The organism is Stenotrophomonas nitritireducens, assembly GCF_001431425.1.
GTDB lineage: Bacteria > Pseudomonadota > Gammaproteobacteria > Xanthomonadales > Xanthomonadaceae > Stenotrophomonas > Stenotrophomonas nitritireducens.
Genome location: NZ_LDJG01000015.1, coordinates 1 through 15108 on the forward strand (window position 1 = coordinate 1; position 15108 = coordinate 15108).

The 15108-nt window shown below is 68.5% G+C and carries 14 protein-coding genes; 8 read left to right on the forward strand and 6 right to left on the reverse strand.

The window, feature by feature from the left end:
- Positions 1 to 752: 752 nt before the first annotated feature.
- From ABB22_RS09930 to hemN, 4 genes are all read right to left on the reverse strand, one after another.
- The gene (locus ABB22_RS09930) at positions 753 to 3026 is read right to left on the reverse strand and encodes a nitric-oxide reductase large subunit (protein WP_055767390.1); all 2274 of its coding nucleotides are present in this window, start codon (positions 3024 to 3026) and stop codon (positions 753 to 755) included.
- Between the two features lie 747 nt (positions 3027 to 3773).
- Positions 3774 to 3914: a hypothetical protein gene (locus tag ABB22_RS18415; protein WP_161809362.1), complete on the reverse strand. Its 141-nt coding sequence runs from the start codon at positions 3912 to 3914 to the stop codon at positions 3774 to 3776.
- A 53-nt stretch (positions 3915 to 3967) separates the two neighbouring features.
- Positions 3968 to 4723 (reverse strand): helix-turn-helix domain-containing protein, encoded by a 756-nt coding sequence (locus ABB22_RS09935; protein ID WP_055766692.1) that lies wholly within the window; start codon positions 4721 to 4723, stop codon positions 3968 to 3970.
- A gap of 19 nt (positions 4724 to 4742) precedes the next feature.
- Entirely contained in the window at positions 4743 to 6146 is a 1404-nt protein-coding gene (hemN, locus tag ABB22_RS09940; RefSeq protein WP_055766689.1) for an oxygen-independent coproporphyrinogen III oxidase, read from the reverse strand.
- A gap of 158 nt (positions 6147 to 6304) precedes the next feature.
- Here hemN and rocF point away from each other — a divergent pair, with 158 nt between their 5' ends.
- The 4 genes from rocF (at position 6305) to ABB22_RS09960 (ending at position 8104) form a co-directional block, all read left to right on the forward strand.
- Positions 6305 to 7225 (forward strand): arginase, encoded by a 921-nt coding sequence (gene rocF / locus ABB22_RS09945; protein ID WP_055766685.1) that lies wholly within the window; start codon positions 6305 to 6307, stop codon positions 7223 to 7225.
- A 127-nt stretch (positions 7226 to 7352) separates the two neighbouring features.
- Positions 7353 to 7505 (forward strand): entericidin A/B family lipoprotein, encoded by a 153-nt coding sequence (locus ABB22_RS09950; protein ID WP_055766683.1) that lies wholly within the window; start codon positions 7353 to 7355, stop codon positions 7503 to 7505.
- A gap of 55 nt (positions 7506 to 7560) precedes the next feature.
- Positions 7561 to 7695: an entericidin A/B family lipoprotein gene (locus tag ABB22_RS09955; RefSeq protein ID WP_055766680.1), complete on the forward strand. Its 135-nt coding sequence runs from the start codon at positions 7561 to 7563 to the stop codon at positions 7693 to 7695.
- A gap of 187 nt (positions 7696 to 7882) precedes the next feature.
- On the forward strand, positions 7883 to 8104 hold the full coding sequence (locus ABB22_RS09960) for a CsbD family protein (RefSeq protein ID WP_055766676.1): 222 nt from the start codon (positions 7883 to 7885) through the stop codon (positions 8102 to 8104).
- Between the two features lie 80 nt (positions 8105 to 8184).
- Here the strand turns inward: ABB22_RS09960 and ABB22_RS09965 are convergent, their stop codons facing one another.
- The gene (locus ABB22_RS09965) at positions 8185 to 8976 is read right to left on the reverse strand and encodes a hypothetical protein (protein ID WP_055766673.1); all 792 of its coding nucleotides are present in this window, start codon (positions 8974 to 8976) and stop codon (positions 8185 to 8187) included.
- Between the two features lie 110 nt (positions 8977 to 9086).
- Between ABB22_RS09965 and ABB22_RS09970 the strand changes: the two genes are divergently transcribed.
- The 4 genes from ABB22_RS09970 (at position 9087) to ABB22_RS09985 (ending at position 13660) form a co-directional block, all read left to right on the forward strand.
- A complete protein-coding gene (locus tag ABB22_RS09970; protein ID WP_055766669.1) occupies positions 9087 to 10379 on the forward strand; it encodes a tryptophan--tRNA ligase in 1293 nt (430 codons plus the stop codon).
- A 67-nt stretch (positions 10380 to 10446) separates the two neighbouring features.
- Positions 10447 to 10746 carry a hypothetical protein gene (locus tag ABB22_RS09975; RefSeq protein WP_055766666.1) on the forward strand — a complete coding sequence of 100 codons (300 nt, stop codon included), beginning with the start codon at positions 10447 to 10449 and terminating at the stop codon, positions 10744 to 10746.
- Between the two features lie 168 nt (positions 10747 to 10914).
- Complete coding sequence (locus ABB22_RS09980; protein WP_055766664.1) at positions 10915 to 11847, forward strand: MBL fold metallo-hydrolase; 933 nt, start codon at positions 10915 to 10917, stop codon at positions 11845 to 11847.
- A gap of 160 nt (positions 11848 to 12007) precedes the next feature.
- Positions 12008 to 13660, forward strand: a complete 1653-nt coding sequence (locus ABB22_RS09985; RefSeq protein ID WP_055766660.1) for a M28 family metallopeptidase — start codon at positions 12008 to 12010, stop codon at positions 13658 to 13660.
- A 22-nt stretch (positions 13661 to 13682) separates the two neighbouring features.
- On the opposite strand, the gene ABB22_RS09990 is transcribed toward ABB22_RS09985, so the two are convergent.
- Positions 13683 to 15017, reverse strand: a complete 1335-nt coding sequence (locus ABB22_RS09990) for an MFS transporter (protein ID WP_055766657.1) — start codon at positions 15015 to 15017, stop codon at positions 13683 to 13685.
- Between the last annotated feature and the right edge of the window lie 91 nt (positions 15018 to 15108).

A 15108-nucleotide genomic window follows, 5' to 3' on the forward strand; every position in this document is an offset into this window, starting at 1 on the left:
CGGCGGCCGGCGGCCGGCGGTTGTTGCCGTTGCTGTTGTTCCTTGGCTTTGACTTACGGATCCCCTTCCGTAGCGGCGGAGTGGACCCGGAGTGCCGCAGGCACGGAGGGCGCGGAGGCGGGGAGGGCGCGGAGGCAGGGGCGTGTTTCTTTGGGCCACGTTTCTTTGCACGAGTAAAGAGGAGCTTTTTCAACAGCCGAATGGCTGGTCAAGGTGGCTCGCGTCCCGAAGGGGAGCGAAAGCCCTTGATTCTGCTTCCGCCCTTGCTTGGGCTCCCCAAGGCCGGCCAGGGCAGAGTCCGGGAGAACCGTGCCCAGGCGATAGCCGGGAAATCCAATGGGAAAATCCAAAGGCAAAGCCTGAGAGCAGGCGCTTGAAAGCAAGGCTTTCACTCCTGCTTCGCAGGAGCGAGTTACTTCTCTTTGCTCGTGCAAAGAGAAGTAACCAAGAGAAAGCACGGGCCGGGCCGCGAGCCGTCGGGCTGCGCCCACCGGTTCCCTGCGCTCCTCGCGGGCCAGGGGGACGGCGCACAACTCGCTTCGCTCAGACACGTGCGCCTCTTCGCCCCCTGTCCCGCTGCGGTGCTCGGCTCGCTCTACGGCCATGGGAATAAAAAGCTGGGAGCAACAGCAACAGCAACAGCAACAGCAACAGCAACAGCAACAGCAACAGCAACAGCAGCTGTTGTCGCCTAACAAAAAGGAAGAGCCGCTTTTGCGGCTCTTCCTCGTTGCATCGTGCGCTATGCCCGATCAGGCCTGATCGGTCTCGCCCACCGGCAACGCCGCCTTCTTCGGCGCCACCCACAGGCGGAACACGAACCAGGCCAGCGCCAGCGCGCCGACGCTGAACAGCGTGTCCGACGGCACCCGCATCCACACCAGCATGTCCACGATCGGCTGCTGCATGAACTCGGCCGAGCGCGCATACCAGTAACCGTGCTTGAGCGCGGCGCTGAGCTGCAGGATGCCCAGCGGCAGCAGGGTGAACGCGGCCATGCCGGCCAGGCCCAGGTTCAGCGCCCAGAAGGCGGCCTTGAGCAGTTTCTCGTTCCACACCACGTTCGGTTTGAGGCCGCGCAGGCAGAACAGCATCAGGCCGATGCCGAGCATGCCGTACACGCCGAACAGCGCGGTGTGGCCGTGGGTCGGGGTCAGGTTCAGGCCCTGCATGTAGTACAGCGACAGCGGCGGGTTGATCAGGAAGCCGAACAGGCCGGCGCCGACCAGGTTCCAGAACGAGACCGCGATGAAGAACAGGATCGGCCACTTGTACTTGGCCATCCACGGCGTCGCCTTGCCCATGCGGTAGTTGTGGTACGCCTCGAAGCCCACGTAGGCCAGCGGCACCACTTCCAGCGCGCTGAAGCTGGCGCCCAGCGCGATGACCGCGGTCGGGGTGCCGGCGAAGTACAGGTGGTGCAGGGTGCCGAGCACGCCGCCGGCCATGAACACGATGGTGGCGAACAGCACGGCCACCGTGGCCGACTTCACCTGCAGCATGCCCAGGCGGGTGAACAGGAAGGCGATGACCGCCACCGCGAACACCTCGAAGAAGCCTTCCACCCACAGGTGCACGACCCACCAGCGCCAGTACTCGACCATCGACAGGTGCGTGTGCTCGCCCCACATCAGGCCGGCGGCATAGAACAGGCCGATGGCGACCACCGACAGGAACAGCAGGCTGACGATCGATTTGGATTCGCCGCCATTCCTGATCGCCGGCCACAGCGCACGCCCGACCAGGGTCAGCCACAGCATCAGGCCGATGAACAGGAACCACTGCCAGAAGCGGCCCAGGTCCACGTATTCCCAGCCCTGGTGGCCGAACCAGAAGTTGTACTTCAGGCCCAGCTTCTGCATCACCGCGAACCACTGGCCGGCGAACGCGCCGACCACGATCACGATCAGGCAGACCCACAGGAAGTTCACCCCCAGACGCTGGAACTTCGGTTCGTGGCCGGAGATCGCCGGGGCGATGTACAGGCCCATGCCCAGCCAGGCGGTGGCGATCCACAGCACCGCCAGCTGCGTGTGCCAGGTACGCGTGAGCGAGTAGGGCAGCACGTCGGAGAGGGCGAAGCCGTAGGCCTGCTGGCCTTCGATCTGGTAGTGCGCGGTGATGGCGCCGAGCAGGATCTGGGTCAGGAACAGCGCGATCACCACCCAGAAATACTTGGCGGTGGCGCGCATCGACGGGGTGATCTTGATGGCGGCCAGCGGGTCGGTCTTCGGCAGCACCGGCGCCATTTCATCGCCGTGGCTGACCGCGTAGTGCCATCCGAGCAGGGCGACGCCGGCGATCAGGAACAGCACGCTGAACACCGTCCAGATGAAGGTGCTCGGCGGTGCGGTATTTCCCACCAGGCTGTCGGCCGGCCAGTTGGCCGTATAGGTGATGTCCGAACCGGGGCGCTCGGTCACCGACGCCCAGGCCGCCCACCAGTAGAAGGCGGTCAGTTCGCGGCGGTGTTCGGCATCGGGCACTGTGTCGTTGCGCATGGCGTAGGCCTCGCGCAGTCCGGCGGTGGCCGGGTCGGCCGAGAACAGGCTCTCGTAGTGCGCGGCGACCGTGGCCATCGCTTCGGCACGGTCGTTGTCCACGGTGATCGTGCCGTCGACCGCGTCATAGGTGTTGGGGCGCATCAGGTTCTGCACGCGCTTGGTGTAGGCAGCCTGGGTGGCTTCATCCAACGCCTTGTGGTTCTCTGCGCCGGCCTCGCGCCTGGCCCAGATGTCGAGGACGGCTTCGGCCTCGCGGTGCAGCCAGTCCGCGCCCCAGTCCGGGGCGACGTAGCCGCCGTGGCCCCAGATGGAGCCGAGCTGCTGGCCACCGATCGACTGCCAGACCTGGCGGCCGGTTTCGATGTCCTTGCGGGTGTAGATGACCCGGCCGTCCTCGGTCACGACCCTGTCGGGCAGAGGGGGGGCCTGGCGGTGGACCTCGCTCCCGACCCATAGCAGGACGGCGAACGAGGCGATGAGCAGGGCCGCCAGCCCTACCCATAGCTTGCGTGTCGAATTCATGATGCGGCTCTCCTGGGGAACGGCCGCATCATCGGCGGGGCGGTCGAGGGGCTCCATGACGCAGGTCAAGCGTGGGGGCGATTGCAGTCTCGCGGCTCGGTGAGCCGGTTGGCGCCGTTGCGGTTGCCATCGCTCTTGCCCCTTTGCCCTCGCTGTCTCCCGGCTTTTGCTTTGCTCCTGGCGTTGACGTCCCCCGGCCGTAGAGCGAGCCGAGCACCGCAGCGGGGCAGGACGCGAAGAGGCGCACGTGTCTGAGCGCAGGGAGTTGTGCGCCGTCGCCTGGCCCGCGAGGACCACAGGGAACCGATGCGGCGTAGCCGCATCGGCTCGCGGCCAGGCCCGTGCTTGATCAGCTATTAGGCTGTTGGAAAAACACTTCTCTTGGTTACTTCTCTTTGCACGAGCAAAGAGAAGTAACTCGCTCCTGCGAAGCAGGGGCGAAAGCTGTGCTTTCAAGCTTCAGCTCTGGCGGTTTCCTCTTTTCAGAGCCAAGGTCCAAGCGACGGCTGAGGCAGGATCAAGAGCTTTCGCTCCCCTTCGGGGCGCGAGCTACTTTTCTTTGCCCGTGCAAAGAAAAGATAGCCAAAAGAAACACGGGCCGGACGCGATCCGTCGGGCTGCGCCCGTCGGTCCTCTGCGCTCCTCGTGTGCCGAGGGGACGGCGCACAACTCGCTTCGCTCAGACACGTGCGCCTCTGCGCCCCTCGTCACACTGCGGTGCTCGGCTCGCTTTACGGCCGAGGTAAGTCAAAAACCAGGAGCAACAGCAAAATCACGGGCAACGGCAACGGCAACGGCAACGGCAACGGCAACGGCAACGGCAACGGCAACGGCAACGGCAACGGCAACGGCAGCAACTGCAAAGGCTGCAATGAAAAGAGCCCGCACGGGGCGGGCTCCACGGGGCTTCGGAATAGGGGGAAGCCGTACCGCGCGCGGACTCAGTCGCGCAGGACCGCCAGCGCCATCGTCTCCAGGCGCGGCAGGTCGAGGATCTCCACGTCGCGCTGCTTGATGTGCAGCAGCCCTTCCTGCTCGAAACGGCGCAGCACCCGGCTCACCGTCTCCGGTGCCTGCCGCAGGTAGTTGGCGATATCGGTGCGGGCCATCGTCAGCTGGAACCGGCGCGGCGAGAAACCGCGCGCGGCCAGGCGCCGCGACAGGCCGATCAGGAACGCGGCCATGCGCTCGTCGGCGCTGTTGTCGCGCGCGAACAGCGAGGCCACGCCGATGTCGCGGCTCATCAGCTTGAACAGGTGCTGCTGCAGGTTGGGCAGGCGCGTGGCCAGCAGGGCGATGCGCGGGAACGAGAAACGGCACAGCATCACCGTGTCCAGCGCTACCGCGTTGCACGGGTAGCGGTCGCCGTGGATCGCGTTCAGACCGATCACTTCGCCGGGCAGGTGGAAGCCCAGCACCTGCTCGTGGCCGTTGCGGTCTGTCTGGTAGGTCTTGACCGTGCCGGCGCGGACCGCGGCGATCGCGCCGAACGGATCGCCCTCGCGGAACACGTGCTCGCCGGCGCGCAGCGGGCCGACATGTTCGACCAGCACGTGCAGGTCGGCCAGCGCGCCCTTGTCCATGCCCTCGGACAGGCAGGCCTGCGAGAACGCGCAGGTGGAACAGAACGTCAGGGCGTCGCCGTCGTCGGCGACGATGCGCGCGTCGGTGCGCGGGAAGACCAGCGGCGAACTCATTCGGGCACTCCCGTCGGGGTCACACCGTGCGCGAGAAGCGCGGTGTCGCGGCGGCGGTATCGGCGGTGGGCAGATGGTTGTCGAAGCACATGGCGATGATACGCAACAGCAGGCGCCCCCGCGAGGTAGCCCGCAGGCCGTCCGCGGAGAGCTCCACCAGCCCATCCGCGCGCAGGGCCTGCAGGCGCTGCAGGGCGGTGGCGAAGTAGCTGGCGAACTCGATCACGTGGCGCTGCTCGATGTCGCGGTAGTCCAGCGCGCCATGGCACATCAGGCGCTGGATCACGTCGGCGCGGATCACGTCGTCCTCTTCCAGGCGCATGCCGCGCCACACCGGCAGGTGGCCGCGGTCGATGGCCTGTTCCCAGCTGCCCAGGTCGCGCGGGTTCTGGCTGAAGCTGGGGCCGATGTGGCTGATGGCGCTCACGCCAAGGCCGATCAGGTCGCTTTCGGCGTGGGTGGTGTAGCCCATGAAATTGCGGTGCAGGCTGCCGTTGCGCTGGGCTACGGCCAGGCTGTCCCCGGGCAGGGCGAAGTGGTCCATGCCGATGTAGACGTAGCCGGCCTGGCCGAGCTTGTCGATCGCGCACTGCAGCAGGCCGAGCTTGGCTTCGGGGCTCGGCAGTTCGCTGGCGTCGATGCGCTGCTGCGGGCGGAACATCGACGGCAGGTGGGCATAGCCATAGATCGCCAGCCGGTCCGGGCGCGCCTGCAGGGTGATGTCCAGGGTGCGCGAGAACCCTTCCAGGCTCTGCCGCGGCAGGCCGTAGATCAGGTCCACGTTGACCGAGCGCAGGCCATGGCGGCGGCAGGCCTCGATGATCGCCAGCGTCTGCTCGACGCCCTGGATGCGGTTGACCGCGCGCTGCACCTCCGGGTCGAAGTCCTGCACGCCGAGGCTGGCGCGGTTGAAGCCGGCCGCGGCCAGTTCGCCCACTTCGTCGGGGGTGATGAAGCGCGGGTCCAGTTCGATGGAGCAGTCCAGCCGTTGCGGCGCGGCGAAGGAGAAGTGCCGGCGCAGCACGTCCATGGCCTCGGCGATCTGCGCCGGCGCGAGGAAATTGGGAGTGCCGCCGCCGAAGTGGACCTGCTCGACCTCGCGGTCGCGGTCGAACAGCGCCGACATCATCGCCATCTCGCGGTACAGCCGGGTCAGGTAGGCGGCGCCGCGCGCGGTGTCGCGGGTGATGATGCGGTTGCAGCCGCAGTAGAAGCAGGGGCTGGTGCAGAACGGGATATGCAGGTACAGCGACAGCGGGCGCGGGATCGGGTCGCCGTTGCTGGTCGCCGCCATCTCGCGCAGGTCGGCTTCCTGGAACTCCGGGGTGAACTGGGGGGCGGTCGGGTAGGAGGTATAGCGTGGCCCCGGCGTGTCGTAGCGCCGCAGCAGCTCGGAATCGAACAGGGGAGACGGAGTGACCATTGCGCCAGCCTAGGCAGGCACCGCGGGGTTGTCCTTGACGTGGGTCAACCGCGTCGCGCATGCCGGCAACGGTTGTCAGGGCGCTGGAACTGCTGCGTTGCCGCAGGCGGCTGTAACCTGCGCCCGCTAGACTATTTTCATTTGTAACGGAGAAAGGCATGGCCACTCATCGTCCCGTTTCGCTGATCGGTGTGCCCACCGACGTCGGTGCCGGCCACCGCGGCGCGCGCCTGGGACCGGAGGCGCTGCGCATCGCCGGCCTGCCCGAGGCGCTGGCTGCGCGCGGCGTGGCCGTGCGCGACGTGGGCAACCTGCAGGGGCCGCGCAATCCGTGGACCGACCCGGTGGATGGCTACCGCCACCTGGACGAGGTGGTGGCCTGGAACCACGCGCTGATGGAAGCGACCCGTGCCGAACTGCGCGACGGCCGCCTGCCGATCATGCTCGGCGGCGACCATTGCCTGGGCATCGGCTCGATCACCGCGGTGGCGCGCTGGTGCCGCGAACAGGGCAAGCAGCTGCGCGTGCTGTGGCTGGATGCGCATTCGGATTTCAACACTTCCGAAGTCACGCCCTCGGGCAACATCCACGGCATGCCGGTTGCCTGCCTGTGCGGACTCGGCCCTGATGCGTTGACCCGGCTTGGCGGCGACGCCCCCGCGATCTCGCCGCAGCAGGTGCGGCAGATCGGCATCCGCTCGGTGGACCAGGACGAGAAGCGCCTGATCAAGCAGCACCAGGTGGACGTGTACGACATGCGCTACATCGACGAAAGCGGCATGAAGCGCACCATGGAAGCGGCGCTGGAGGGCATCGACGCCAACACCCACCTGCACGTCAGTTTCGACGTGGATTTCCTCGATCCGAGCATCGCCCCGGGCGTGGGCACCACGGTGCCGGGCGGGGTGAACTACCGCGAGGCGCAGCTGGTGATGGAGATGATCGCCGACACCGGGCTGATGGGCTCGCTGGACATCGTCGAACTCAATCCGCTGCTCGATCGCCGCAACCGCACCGCCAAGCTGGCGGTGGACCTGGTCGAAAGCCTGTTCGGCAAATCGACCCTGATGCGCGATTGACGGCGGCGCCACGTCACTGAACCGGCGCCGGCGGCATTCACGTCCGCTGCACATGAATGCCGCCAGATTCCTCTCCACACGCGGCGTCGCCACCCGGCGGCCGCCAGTCGAGCAGAGGAGAAAACTGATGAAGCGAGTACTGATGCTGGCCCTGCTGGGGATGTTTTCGGCGGGAATGCTCAGCGCCTGCAACACCGTCGCCGGCGCCGGCAAGGACATGCAGAAGGCCGGCGAAAAGGTCGAGGACAAGGCCCACGACTGCCGCGACGGCAAGTGCTGATCCCCACCGCGGCCCGCCCGGGCCGCGATATCCACGAGCCACTCAGGAGAAAGACATGAAGCGCTTGGTAGCCCTGACGATGTTGTCGCTGTTCTCGATCGCAATGCTGTCCGCCTGCAACACCGTGGCCGGCGCGGGCAAGGACGTGCAGAAGGCCGGCGAAAAGGTAGAGGACGCAGCCAAGCGCTGAGCCTGGCGATTGGCGGGAATGGAAAGGCCGGCGCATCGCGGGCCTTTTCGTTTGCGTCGCCGGAAGATGAAGCACCCGTTCAAGAACATCGCGGTCTGCAAACGAATCGTCGATGCGGCGCCAACATCGGCGCCGGCATGCTGGTTGCGCGGCGGAAATGCCGCCATTCCCCCGAAAGGAGACACGCATGAACAAAGACATCATTTCCGGCAAGTGGACCCAGCTCAAGGGCAAGGCGCAGGCCAAGTGGGGCGACCTGACGGATGACGATCTCAAGGTCGCCGAGGGCAATGCCGAATACCTCGCCGGCCGCCTGCAGGAACGCTATGGGTGGGCCAAGGACCGCGCCGAGACGGAAGTGCACGATTTCCAGAAGGCCTTGCACAAGGATTACCCGGACTGGCACTGAGGCGGCGCCGGTGACCGGCGCGCATCGCCAGTGATGCACGAGGGACGGGCCGCACTGCGGCCCGTCCCTGTCATGGGCGATCAGCGCCCGCGCGCCGGCGGATCGGGCACGAAGCCGCCGGGGAACGCACGCGGCGCGGTGTCCACGCGCTGGCGCGGCAGGACGCCCATCGCCACCAGGCGCGCACGCGCGTCGTAACGCAGCTGGCCGAGCTGTACCGGCGTGCCGCTGGCACGCTCGAAGCGGGTGGCGCGGCTGGCCGATCCTTCGCGCTCGTCATGGCCGGTGCCCAGCTGCTGGCGCTCGCGCACTTCCCCGCGCCCGACCGGCGCCTGCGGGGCCATCGCGCGGTCGGCGCGCGCGTCCTGCGCGATCACCGGCGCGGGCCGGCGCGGCATCGGCTGCGGCGCGATGTAGACCGGGCGCGCCTCGCGGAACACCGCGATGCCGACCACGCCGACGTCGGCCGGGCGGCCGGTACGGCTGGCGTAACTGTCGCCGTGGTCGGTGAACACGAACTGCGCCACCTCCGCCGACGACTTGCGCCAGCCGGTGATCTCGCTGTCCTGCCAGGGCTCGAGCACGTAGCCGGCCTGGTCAGGCGCGGCGGTTTCGCCGCTGATGGCATTGACCCCGTCCACCGACAGCACCGCCAGCACGCGTTCGCCGGTGAGGTTGCGCAGGCGCACGGCATAGCGGTGGCCGGGGGTGCCGGCCACCCAGCGATCGCCGCGGTGCGGGTACTGGGCCAGCTCCTCGCCGGTATCGCGGTCGACCAGCGACAGGGCCACCGGTCCCGTGGCGGGGGGCGGCACGGCGCGGAAGCCGCACAGGGCAAGGACGGTCAGCAGGCAGGCGGAAAAGCGGTACATGGCGGGCTCCTTGGCCGGGGGACGGAGCCATGAACGGACCGGTGCGGGCGGCGGGGTTGGCGCGCGGCGGTTACACTGGGCCGGTTAATCCGTCCGTCACGTCTGCGTTCATGACTACCCGCGTCCTCACCGGCATCACCCCTTCCGGCACTCCCCACCTCGGCAACTACGTCGGCGCCATCCGACCGGCCATCGCGGCCAGCCGCGCGCAGGAGATCGAGAGTTTCTTCTTCCTGGCCGACCTGCACAGCCTGATCAAGTCGCAGGAGCCCGAGCGCACCCAGCGTTCGACGCTGGAGATCGCCGCCAGCTGGCTGGCCTGCGGCCTGGACCCGGACAAGGTGTGGTTCTACCGGCAGAGCGACATCCCGGAAACCACCGAACTGATGTGGTTCCTGACCGTGGTGGCCGGCAAGGGCATCCTCAACCGCGCCCACGCCTACAAGGCGGCCGTGGACAAGAACCGCGAGGAGCAGCTGGACGACGATGCCGGCGTCACCGCCGGACTGTTCATGTACCCGGTGCTGATGGCCGCCGACATCCTGATCTTCAACGCCGACAAGGTGCCGGTGGGCCGCGACCAGATCCAGCACATCGAGATGGCGCGCGATTTCGCCCAGCGCTTCAACCACATCTACGGCAAGGAATATTTCACCCTGCCGGAAGTGGTGATCGACGAGCAGGTGGCGACGCTGGCCGGCCTCGACGGCCGCAAGATGAGCAAGAGCTACCACAACACCATCCCGCTGTTCGCCCCGCGCGAGGAGCTGAAGAAGCTGGTGTTCTCCATCGTCACCGACTCGCGCGCGCCCGGCGAGCCCAAGGACACCGAGGGCTCGGCGCTGTTCCAGATGTACCAGGCCTTCGCCACGGCCGAGCAGACCGCCGCGTTCGCCGCGGCGTTTGCCGCCGGCATCGGCTGGGGCGAGGCCAAGCAGCAGCTGTTCGAACGCATCGACGGCGAACTGGCGCCGCTGCGCGAGCGCTACAACGCGCTGATGGCCGAGCCGGAGAAGATCGAGGCGATCCTGCGCCGGCGCGGCCAGCAGCTGCGCGAGCAGTTCGCCATCCCGCTGCTGAAGGAACTGCGCCACGCCGTGGGCCTGCGTGACCTGTCCGCCGCCGGCGACAAGCCCAGGGCCGCGGCCGCCGCCAAGGCCGCGCTGCCGCTGTTCAAGCAGTACCGCGAGAAGGACGGCCGCTTCTACTTCAAGCTGCTCGACGGCGAGGGCGCGCTGCTGGTGCAGAGCCAGGGCTTCGATTCGCCGCGCGATGCCGGCCAGCTGATCGCCGCGCTCAAGCAGGCCGGACACGGCGATGCGCTGCAGGGCGGGCAGTACACGCTCGAAGCGGATGTCGATACGGTGCTGGCGGCCCTGCGCCAGCTGCGCGAAGCGGACTGACGCGGCGCTTTCCCGCCGCCTGCCACGGCGCCCGCCCTGCCGGCGCGCGCCCAACACGGAGCTCACGATGGCCTGGTTGTCGTTGCTGTTGTTCCTGCCCTGGTTCGGGGTGATGGCCGGGCTGTACTGGTGGTTCCCGCGCCAGCCGCGGCATCGCGCGCGCACCGTGTTCGACGCTTGCGTGCTGGCGCTGGCCCTGCTGGTCAGCGTCTGCTCCATGCACTGGGGTTACCGCATCGGCGCGGCCGACGTCGATGCGGACACGATGTGGAAGCAGATCCTGGCGGTGCTCTACGCCTACGGCGGCTTCCTCGCGGTGATGGTGCTGGCGCTGCTGCTGCGGCCGCGCGTGCTGCGCCGCCGGTAGGGCCGCCTTTTCCCGCAGGACCGGCTTCAGCCGTCAAAGGGCTTTTCCTGCGGACTCCCCATCGCGGCTGAAGCCGCTCCTGCGGAGGCGCCCGCAGACCCGACGAAAGCCGTATTGCCGCGTTCCGGTGCCGGTGACAGCATCGGGCCGGATCCCGGGAGCCATTGCATGAGCGCCGAGCACGACATCCACGTCATCGACACCGCCTTCCAGCGCGACCATTTCGATGCCGCCTACCTGCTGGTGGGCAATGGCCGCGGCGCCTTCATCGACTGCGGCACCAGCCACTCGCTGCCGAACCTGCTGGCGGCGGTGGAGCGGGCCGGGTTGGGCGTGGATGCCATCGACTGGCTGATCCTGACCCACGTGCACCTGGACCATGCCGGCGGTGCCGGTGCGCTGATGCAGCGCCTGCCCAATGCGCGGCTGCTGCTGCACCCGCGCGGGGCGCCGCATATGATCGACCCGGCACGGCTGGTCGCCGGCGCCACCGCGGTCTACGGCGAAGCGGAAATGGCGCGCAGCTACGGGCGGATCGTGCCGGTGGCGGCCGAGCGCGTGGTGGTGGCCGAAGACGGTCACCGCCTGTCGCTGGGCGGGCGCGAGCTTTTGTGCATCGACACCCCAGGCCATGCCCGCCACCACCTGTGCGTGTGGGACGAGGCCAGCCGCGGCTGGTTCACCGGCGACACTTTCGGCCTGTCCTACCGCGAACTGGACAGCGCGCAGGGCGCCTTCATCGTTCCCACAACCTCGCCGGTGCAGTTCGAGCCGGAAGCGCTGCATGCCTCGATCGACCGGCTGATGGCGCAGGCGCCGGAAGCGATGTACCTGACCCACTATGGGCGCGTGCGCGACACCGCCCCACTGGCCGCCGACCTGCACGTGCAGATCGACGCGATGACCGCCATCGCCCGCGCCTGCGATGGCCGCGCCGACCGCCACCGCGCGCTGGTGGCGGCGCTGGGCGAGTTGTGCCTGGAGCGCGCCCGCGTGCATGGTTGCCGGCTCGACGACGCTGGCGTGCTGCGCGTGCTCGGCATGGACATCGAACTCAACGCCCAGGGCCTGGAATGCTGGCTGGATCGCGGCCGTACGTAGGAGCGCACGCCAGTGCGCGACGGGGCGGACAATCCCTGCACCATGGTCCGCGCCTCCATGTGCACCGGTTGAACCGGGAAGGCGTACCGCAGCAGCCAAGCTGCGCTGCTGCGGGTAAAATCACGCGCTTCTCCTGCTGTCTGGTACCGCCGTGAATCCGATGCGCATGCTGTTGTTGTCGTCCTGCCTGTTCGTCGGCGGCATCGCCAGCGCGGCCAACGACCTGCCCGGTGGCGGCATCGACCCGGAAGCGCTGTCGCAACATGTGCGGGTGCTGGCCTCGGACGAGTTCGAAGGCCGCGCGCCGGCCACCGCCGGCGAACAGCGCACCGTCGATTACCTGGTCGAGCAGTTCCGCAAGGCCGGCGTGCAGCCCGGCGGCAGCGACGGCGGCTGGGTGCAGGAAGTGCCGCTGGTGCGCGCGCAGGTGGACGGCGCCATCGATGCCAGCCTGCAGCTGGCCGGCAAGCGCCAGGCGCTGGTCAATGGCGAGGATGTGACCCTGCAGAGCCTGCGCCCGCTCGGCGACGTGGACCTGGAGAACGTGCCGCTGGTGTTCGTCGGCTACGGCATCGACGCGCCTGAGCGGCACTGGAACGATTACAAGGACGTGGACCTGCACGGCCGGATCGCGGTGGTGCTGATCAACGATGCCGACTTCGAGGCCGACGCGCCGGGCGCGTTCGACGGCAGGGCGGTGACCTATTACGGCCGCTGGACCTACAAGTTCGAGGAAGCCGCGCGGCGCGGTGCGGCGGGCGTGCTGATCGTGCACGAGACCGCGCCGGCAGCGTATCCGTGGGCGACGGTGAAGGCCTCCGGCACCTCGCCGCTGTTCGACATCCAGCGCAGCGATGCCGACGCGCGGGCGCTGCACACGCCGTTGCGCGGCTGGATGCAGCGCGCGCTGGCCGAGCGCATCTTCGCCGCCGCCGGGCTGGATTTCGAAGCGGAGAAGCGCAAGGCGATGCGCGCCGATTTCCGCCCGGTGGAACTGGGCGATGCACGCCTGTCGGCCCGCTTCAAGGTCAAGCGCGAGCCGGTCATCACCCGCAACGTGGTGGCGAAACTGGAAGGCGCGGCGCATCCGGACGAATCGGTGGTCTTCTCCGCGCACTGGGATGCGTTCGGCATCGGCCAGCCCGACGCCAGTGGCGACAGCATTCGCCACGGCGCCATCGACAACGCCACCGGCGTGGCCTCGGTGCTGGAACTGGCGCGCGTGTTCGCCGCCGGCCCGCGCCCGCAGCGCACGCTGTACTTCATCGCGCTGACCGCCGAGGAAAAGGGCCTGCTCGGCGCCAGTTACTACGCCGAGCATCCGCTGGCACCGCTGGAGAAGACCGCCGCGGTGCTGAACATCGAGATGTTCAGCCCGGACGGCGAAACCGCCGACATCGCCACCTGGGGCAATGGCCGCGTGTCGCTGGAGGGCGATGTGGCGCGTGTGGCGCAGGCCCGCGGACGGCGCTGGTCGCCGGATCCGAACCTGGAGGCCGGCTTCTTCTACCGCGCCGACCATTTCGCCTTCGCCCGCAAGGGCGTGCCGGCGATCACCGTCGGCGCCGGCCTGGACAAGCGCGAGGGCGGTGTCGCCGCCGGCCGCGCGCTGCGCGATGCCTACTTCGCCCGGTGCTACCACCAGGCCTGCGACGCGTGGTCGCCACAGTGGGATGCGCGCGGCCTGGCCGCCGACACGCTGCTGGTCTACGACCTGGGGCTGGAACTGGCCAACAGCCGGCGCTGGCCCGCCTGGGACAAGGGCGCCGAGTTCGAGGCCGCGCGCGAGGCCAGCGACGCCGCGCGCCGCTGATGCGGCAGCACGGCGCGGCGGATCAGCGCGTGCCGTCCAGCCAGTTCGGCCCCTTGTTCTGCAGGAAGAACACGTAGACCAGCAGCGACACGGCGATCACCGCGGTGACGTACAGCGCGAACGCGCCGACGTGGCCGGTGCGCAGCGCGGCCTGGTACAGCAGCGGCGCGGTGCCGCCGAACAGCGAGTTGGCCAGTGCGTAGCCGAAGCCCACGCCGAGCGCGCGCACGTGGGTGGGGAACAGTTCGGCCTTCACCACCGCGTTGATCGAGGTATAGCCGGTGAGGATGATGAAGCCGACCGCCAGCGTCGCGAACGCGGCCAGCGCGTCGTGCTGCTGCGGCAGCCGGGTCACCAGGTATCCGCTGTAGAGCACGCCGCCGACGCCGAAGAACACCAGCAGTGCCTTGCGGCCGACCAGGTCCGAGAGCCAGCCGCCGACCGGCTGCAGCAGCATCAGGAACACGAGCACGCCGAGGTTGATCAGGGTGCCGGTCATCGGGTCGTCGCCGGCGAAGGCGCTCTGGATCATCTTCGGCCCGTTCACCGAATACGTGTAGAAAGCGACGGTGCCGCCGGCGGTGATCAGGAAGCACAGCAGCAGCGGCCGCCACTGGTGCACGAACAGTTCGCGCATCGAGCCGGCGGTGCGGGCCCTGCCTTCGCGCGCGGCGGCGATGGAGGACGCTTCCAGCGATTCGTCCATGGAGCGGCGCAGCCAGAACACCACGATCGCCGCCACGCCGCCCAGGGCGAAGGCGATGCGCCAGCCCCATTCGGAAATCTGCGGCCGTTCCCAGAACAGCAGCATCGCCAGCAGGGTCAGCTGCGCCAGCACGTGGCCGCCGACCAGGGTGACGTAGTGGAACGAGGACAGGAAGCCGCGGCGGCCGGGCAGGGCCGCTTCGGACATGTAGGTGGCGCTGGTGCCGTACTCGCCGCCGGTGGCGAAGCCCTGCAGCAGGCGCGCCAGCAGCAGGATCAACGCCGCCCAGATGCCGATCGTGCCGGCGGTGGGGGTGATGGCGACCACGAACGAACAGCCGGCCATCACCGACACCGAGACGGTCAGGGCCAGGCGCCGGCCGTAGCGGTCGGCGAAACGGCCGAAGTACCACGCGCCCACTGGCCGCATCAGGAAGGTGGCGGCGAAGATCGCCCACACGTACAGCGTGGAATTCCTGTCGGCGGCGGAGAAGAAGCGCGACTCGAAATACACCGCGAACACCGAGTAGACGTAGACGTCGTACCACTCGACCAGGTTGCCGGCCGAGCCCTTGAGGGTATTGGCGATGGAGCGCCGCAGCGCGGTGCGCTCCGGTCGTGCGGCGGTGGCGGCGGCCGTGGAAGTGCGCATGCCGGGAAGGTCCTCGCGTGGAAAGCGGCTGTCCGCACCCGGCCGGGCATGGCCGGGGCTACCCCGCCGCCAGGCGCGGCCGGGGCGGATA

What these genes read in the sequence shown, in the direction of transcription:
- ABB22_RS09965 (WP_055766673.1), bottom strand. Translation starts at nt 8,976, where the DNA reads ATGTACCGCTTTTCCGCCTGCCTGCTGACCGTCCTTGCCCTGTGCGGC.
- ABB22_RS09970 (WP_055766669.1), top strand. Translation starts at nt 9,087, where the DNA reads ATGACTACCCGCGTCCTCACCGGCATCACCCCTTCCGGCACTCCCCAC.
- ABB22_RS09990 (WP_055766657.1), bottom strand. Translation starts at nt 15,017, where the DNA reads ATGCGCACTTCCACGGCCGCCGCCACCGCCGCACGACCGGAGCGCACC.
- ABB22_RS09955 (WP_055766680.1), top strand. Translation starts at nt 7,561, where the DNA reads ATGAAGCGCTTGGTAGCCCTGACGATGTTGTCGCTGTTCTCGATCGCA.
- ABB22_RS09975 (WP_055766666.1), top strand. Translation starts at nt 10,447, where the DNA reads ATGGCCTGGTTGTCGTTGCTGTTGTTCCTGCCCTGGTTCGGGGTGATG.
- hemN (WP_055766689.1), bottom strand. Translation starts at nt 6,146, where the DNA reads ATGGTCACTCCGTCTCCCCTGTTCGATTCCGAGCTGCTGCGGCGCTAC.
- ABB22_RS09950 (WP_055766683.1), top strand. Translation starts at nt 7,353, where the DNA reads ATGAAGCGAGTACTGATGCTGGCCCTGCTGGGGATGTTTTCGGCGGGA.
- ABB22_RS09985 (WP_055766660.1), top strand. Translation starts at nt 12,008, where the DNA reads ATGCGCATGCTGTTGTTGTCGTCCTGCCTGTTCGTCGGCGGCATCGCC.
- ABB22_RS09960 (WP_055766676.1), top strand. Translation starts at nt 7,883, where the DNA reads ATGAACAAAGACATCATTTCCGGCAAGTGGACCCAGCTCAAGGGCAAG.
- ABB22_RS09980 (WP_055766664.1), top strand. Translation starts at nt 10,915, where the DNA reads ATGAGCGCCGAGCACGACATCCACGTCATCGACACCGCCTTCCAGCGC.
- rocF (WP_055766685.1), top strand. Translation starts at nt 6,305, where the DNA reads ATGGCCACTCATCGTCCCGTTTCGCTGATCGGTGTGCCCACCGACGTC.
- ABB22_RS09935 (WP_055766692.1), bottom strand. Translation starts at nt 4,723, where the DNA reads ATGAGTTCGCCGCTGGTCTTCCCGCGCACCGACGCGCGCATCGTCGCC.
- ABB22_RS09930 (WP_055767390.1), bottom strand. Translation starts at nt 3,026, where the DNA reads ATGAATTCGACACGCAAGCTATGGGTAGGGCTGGCGGCCCTGCTCATC.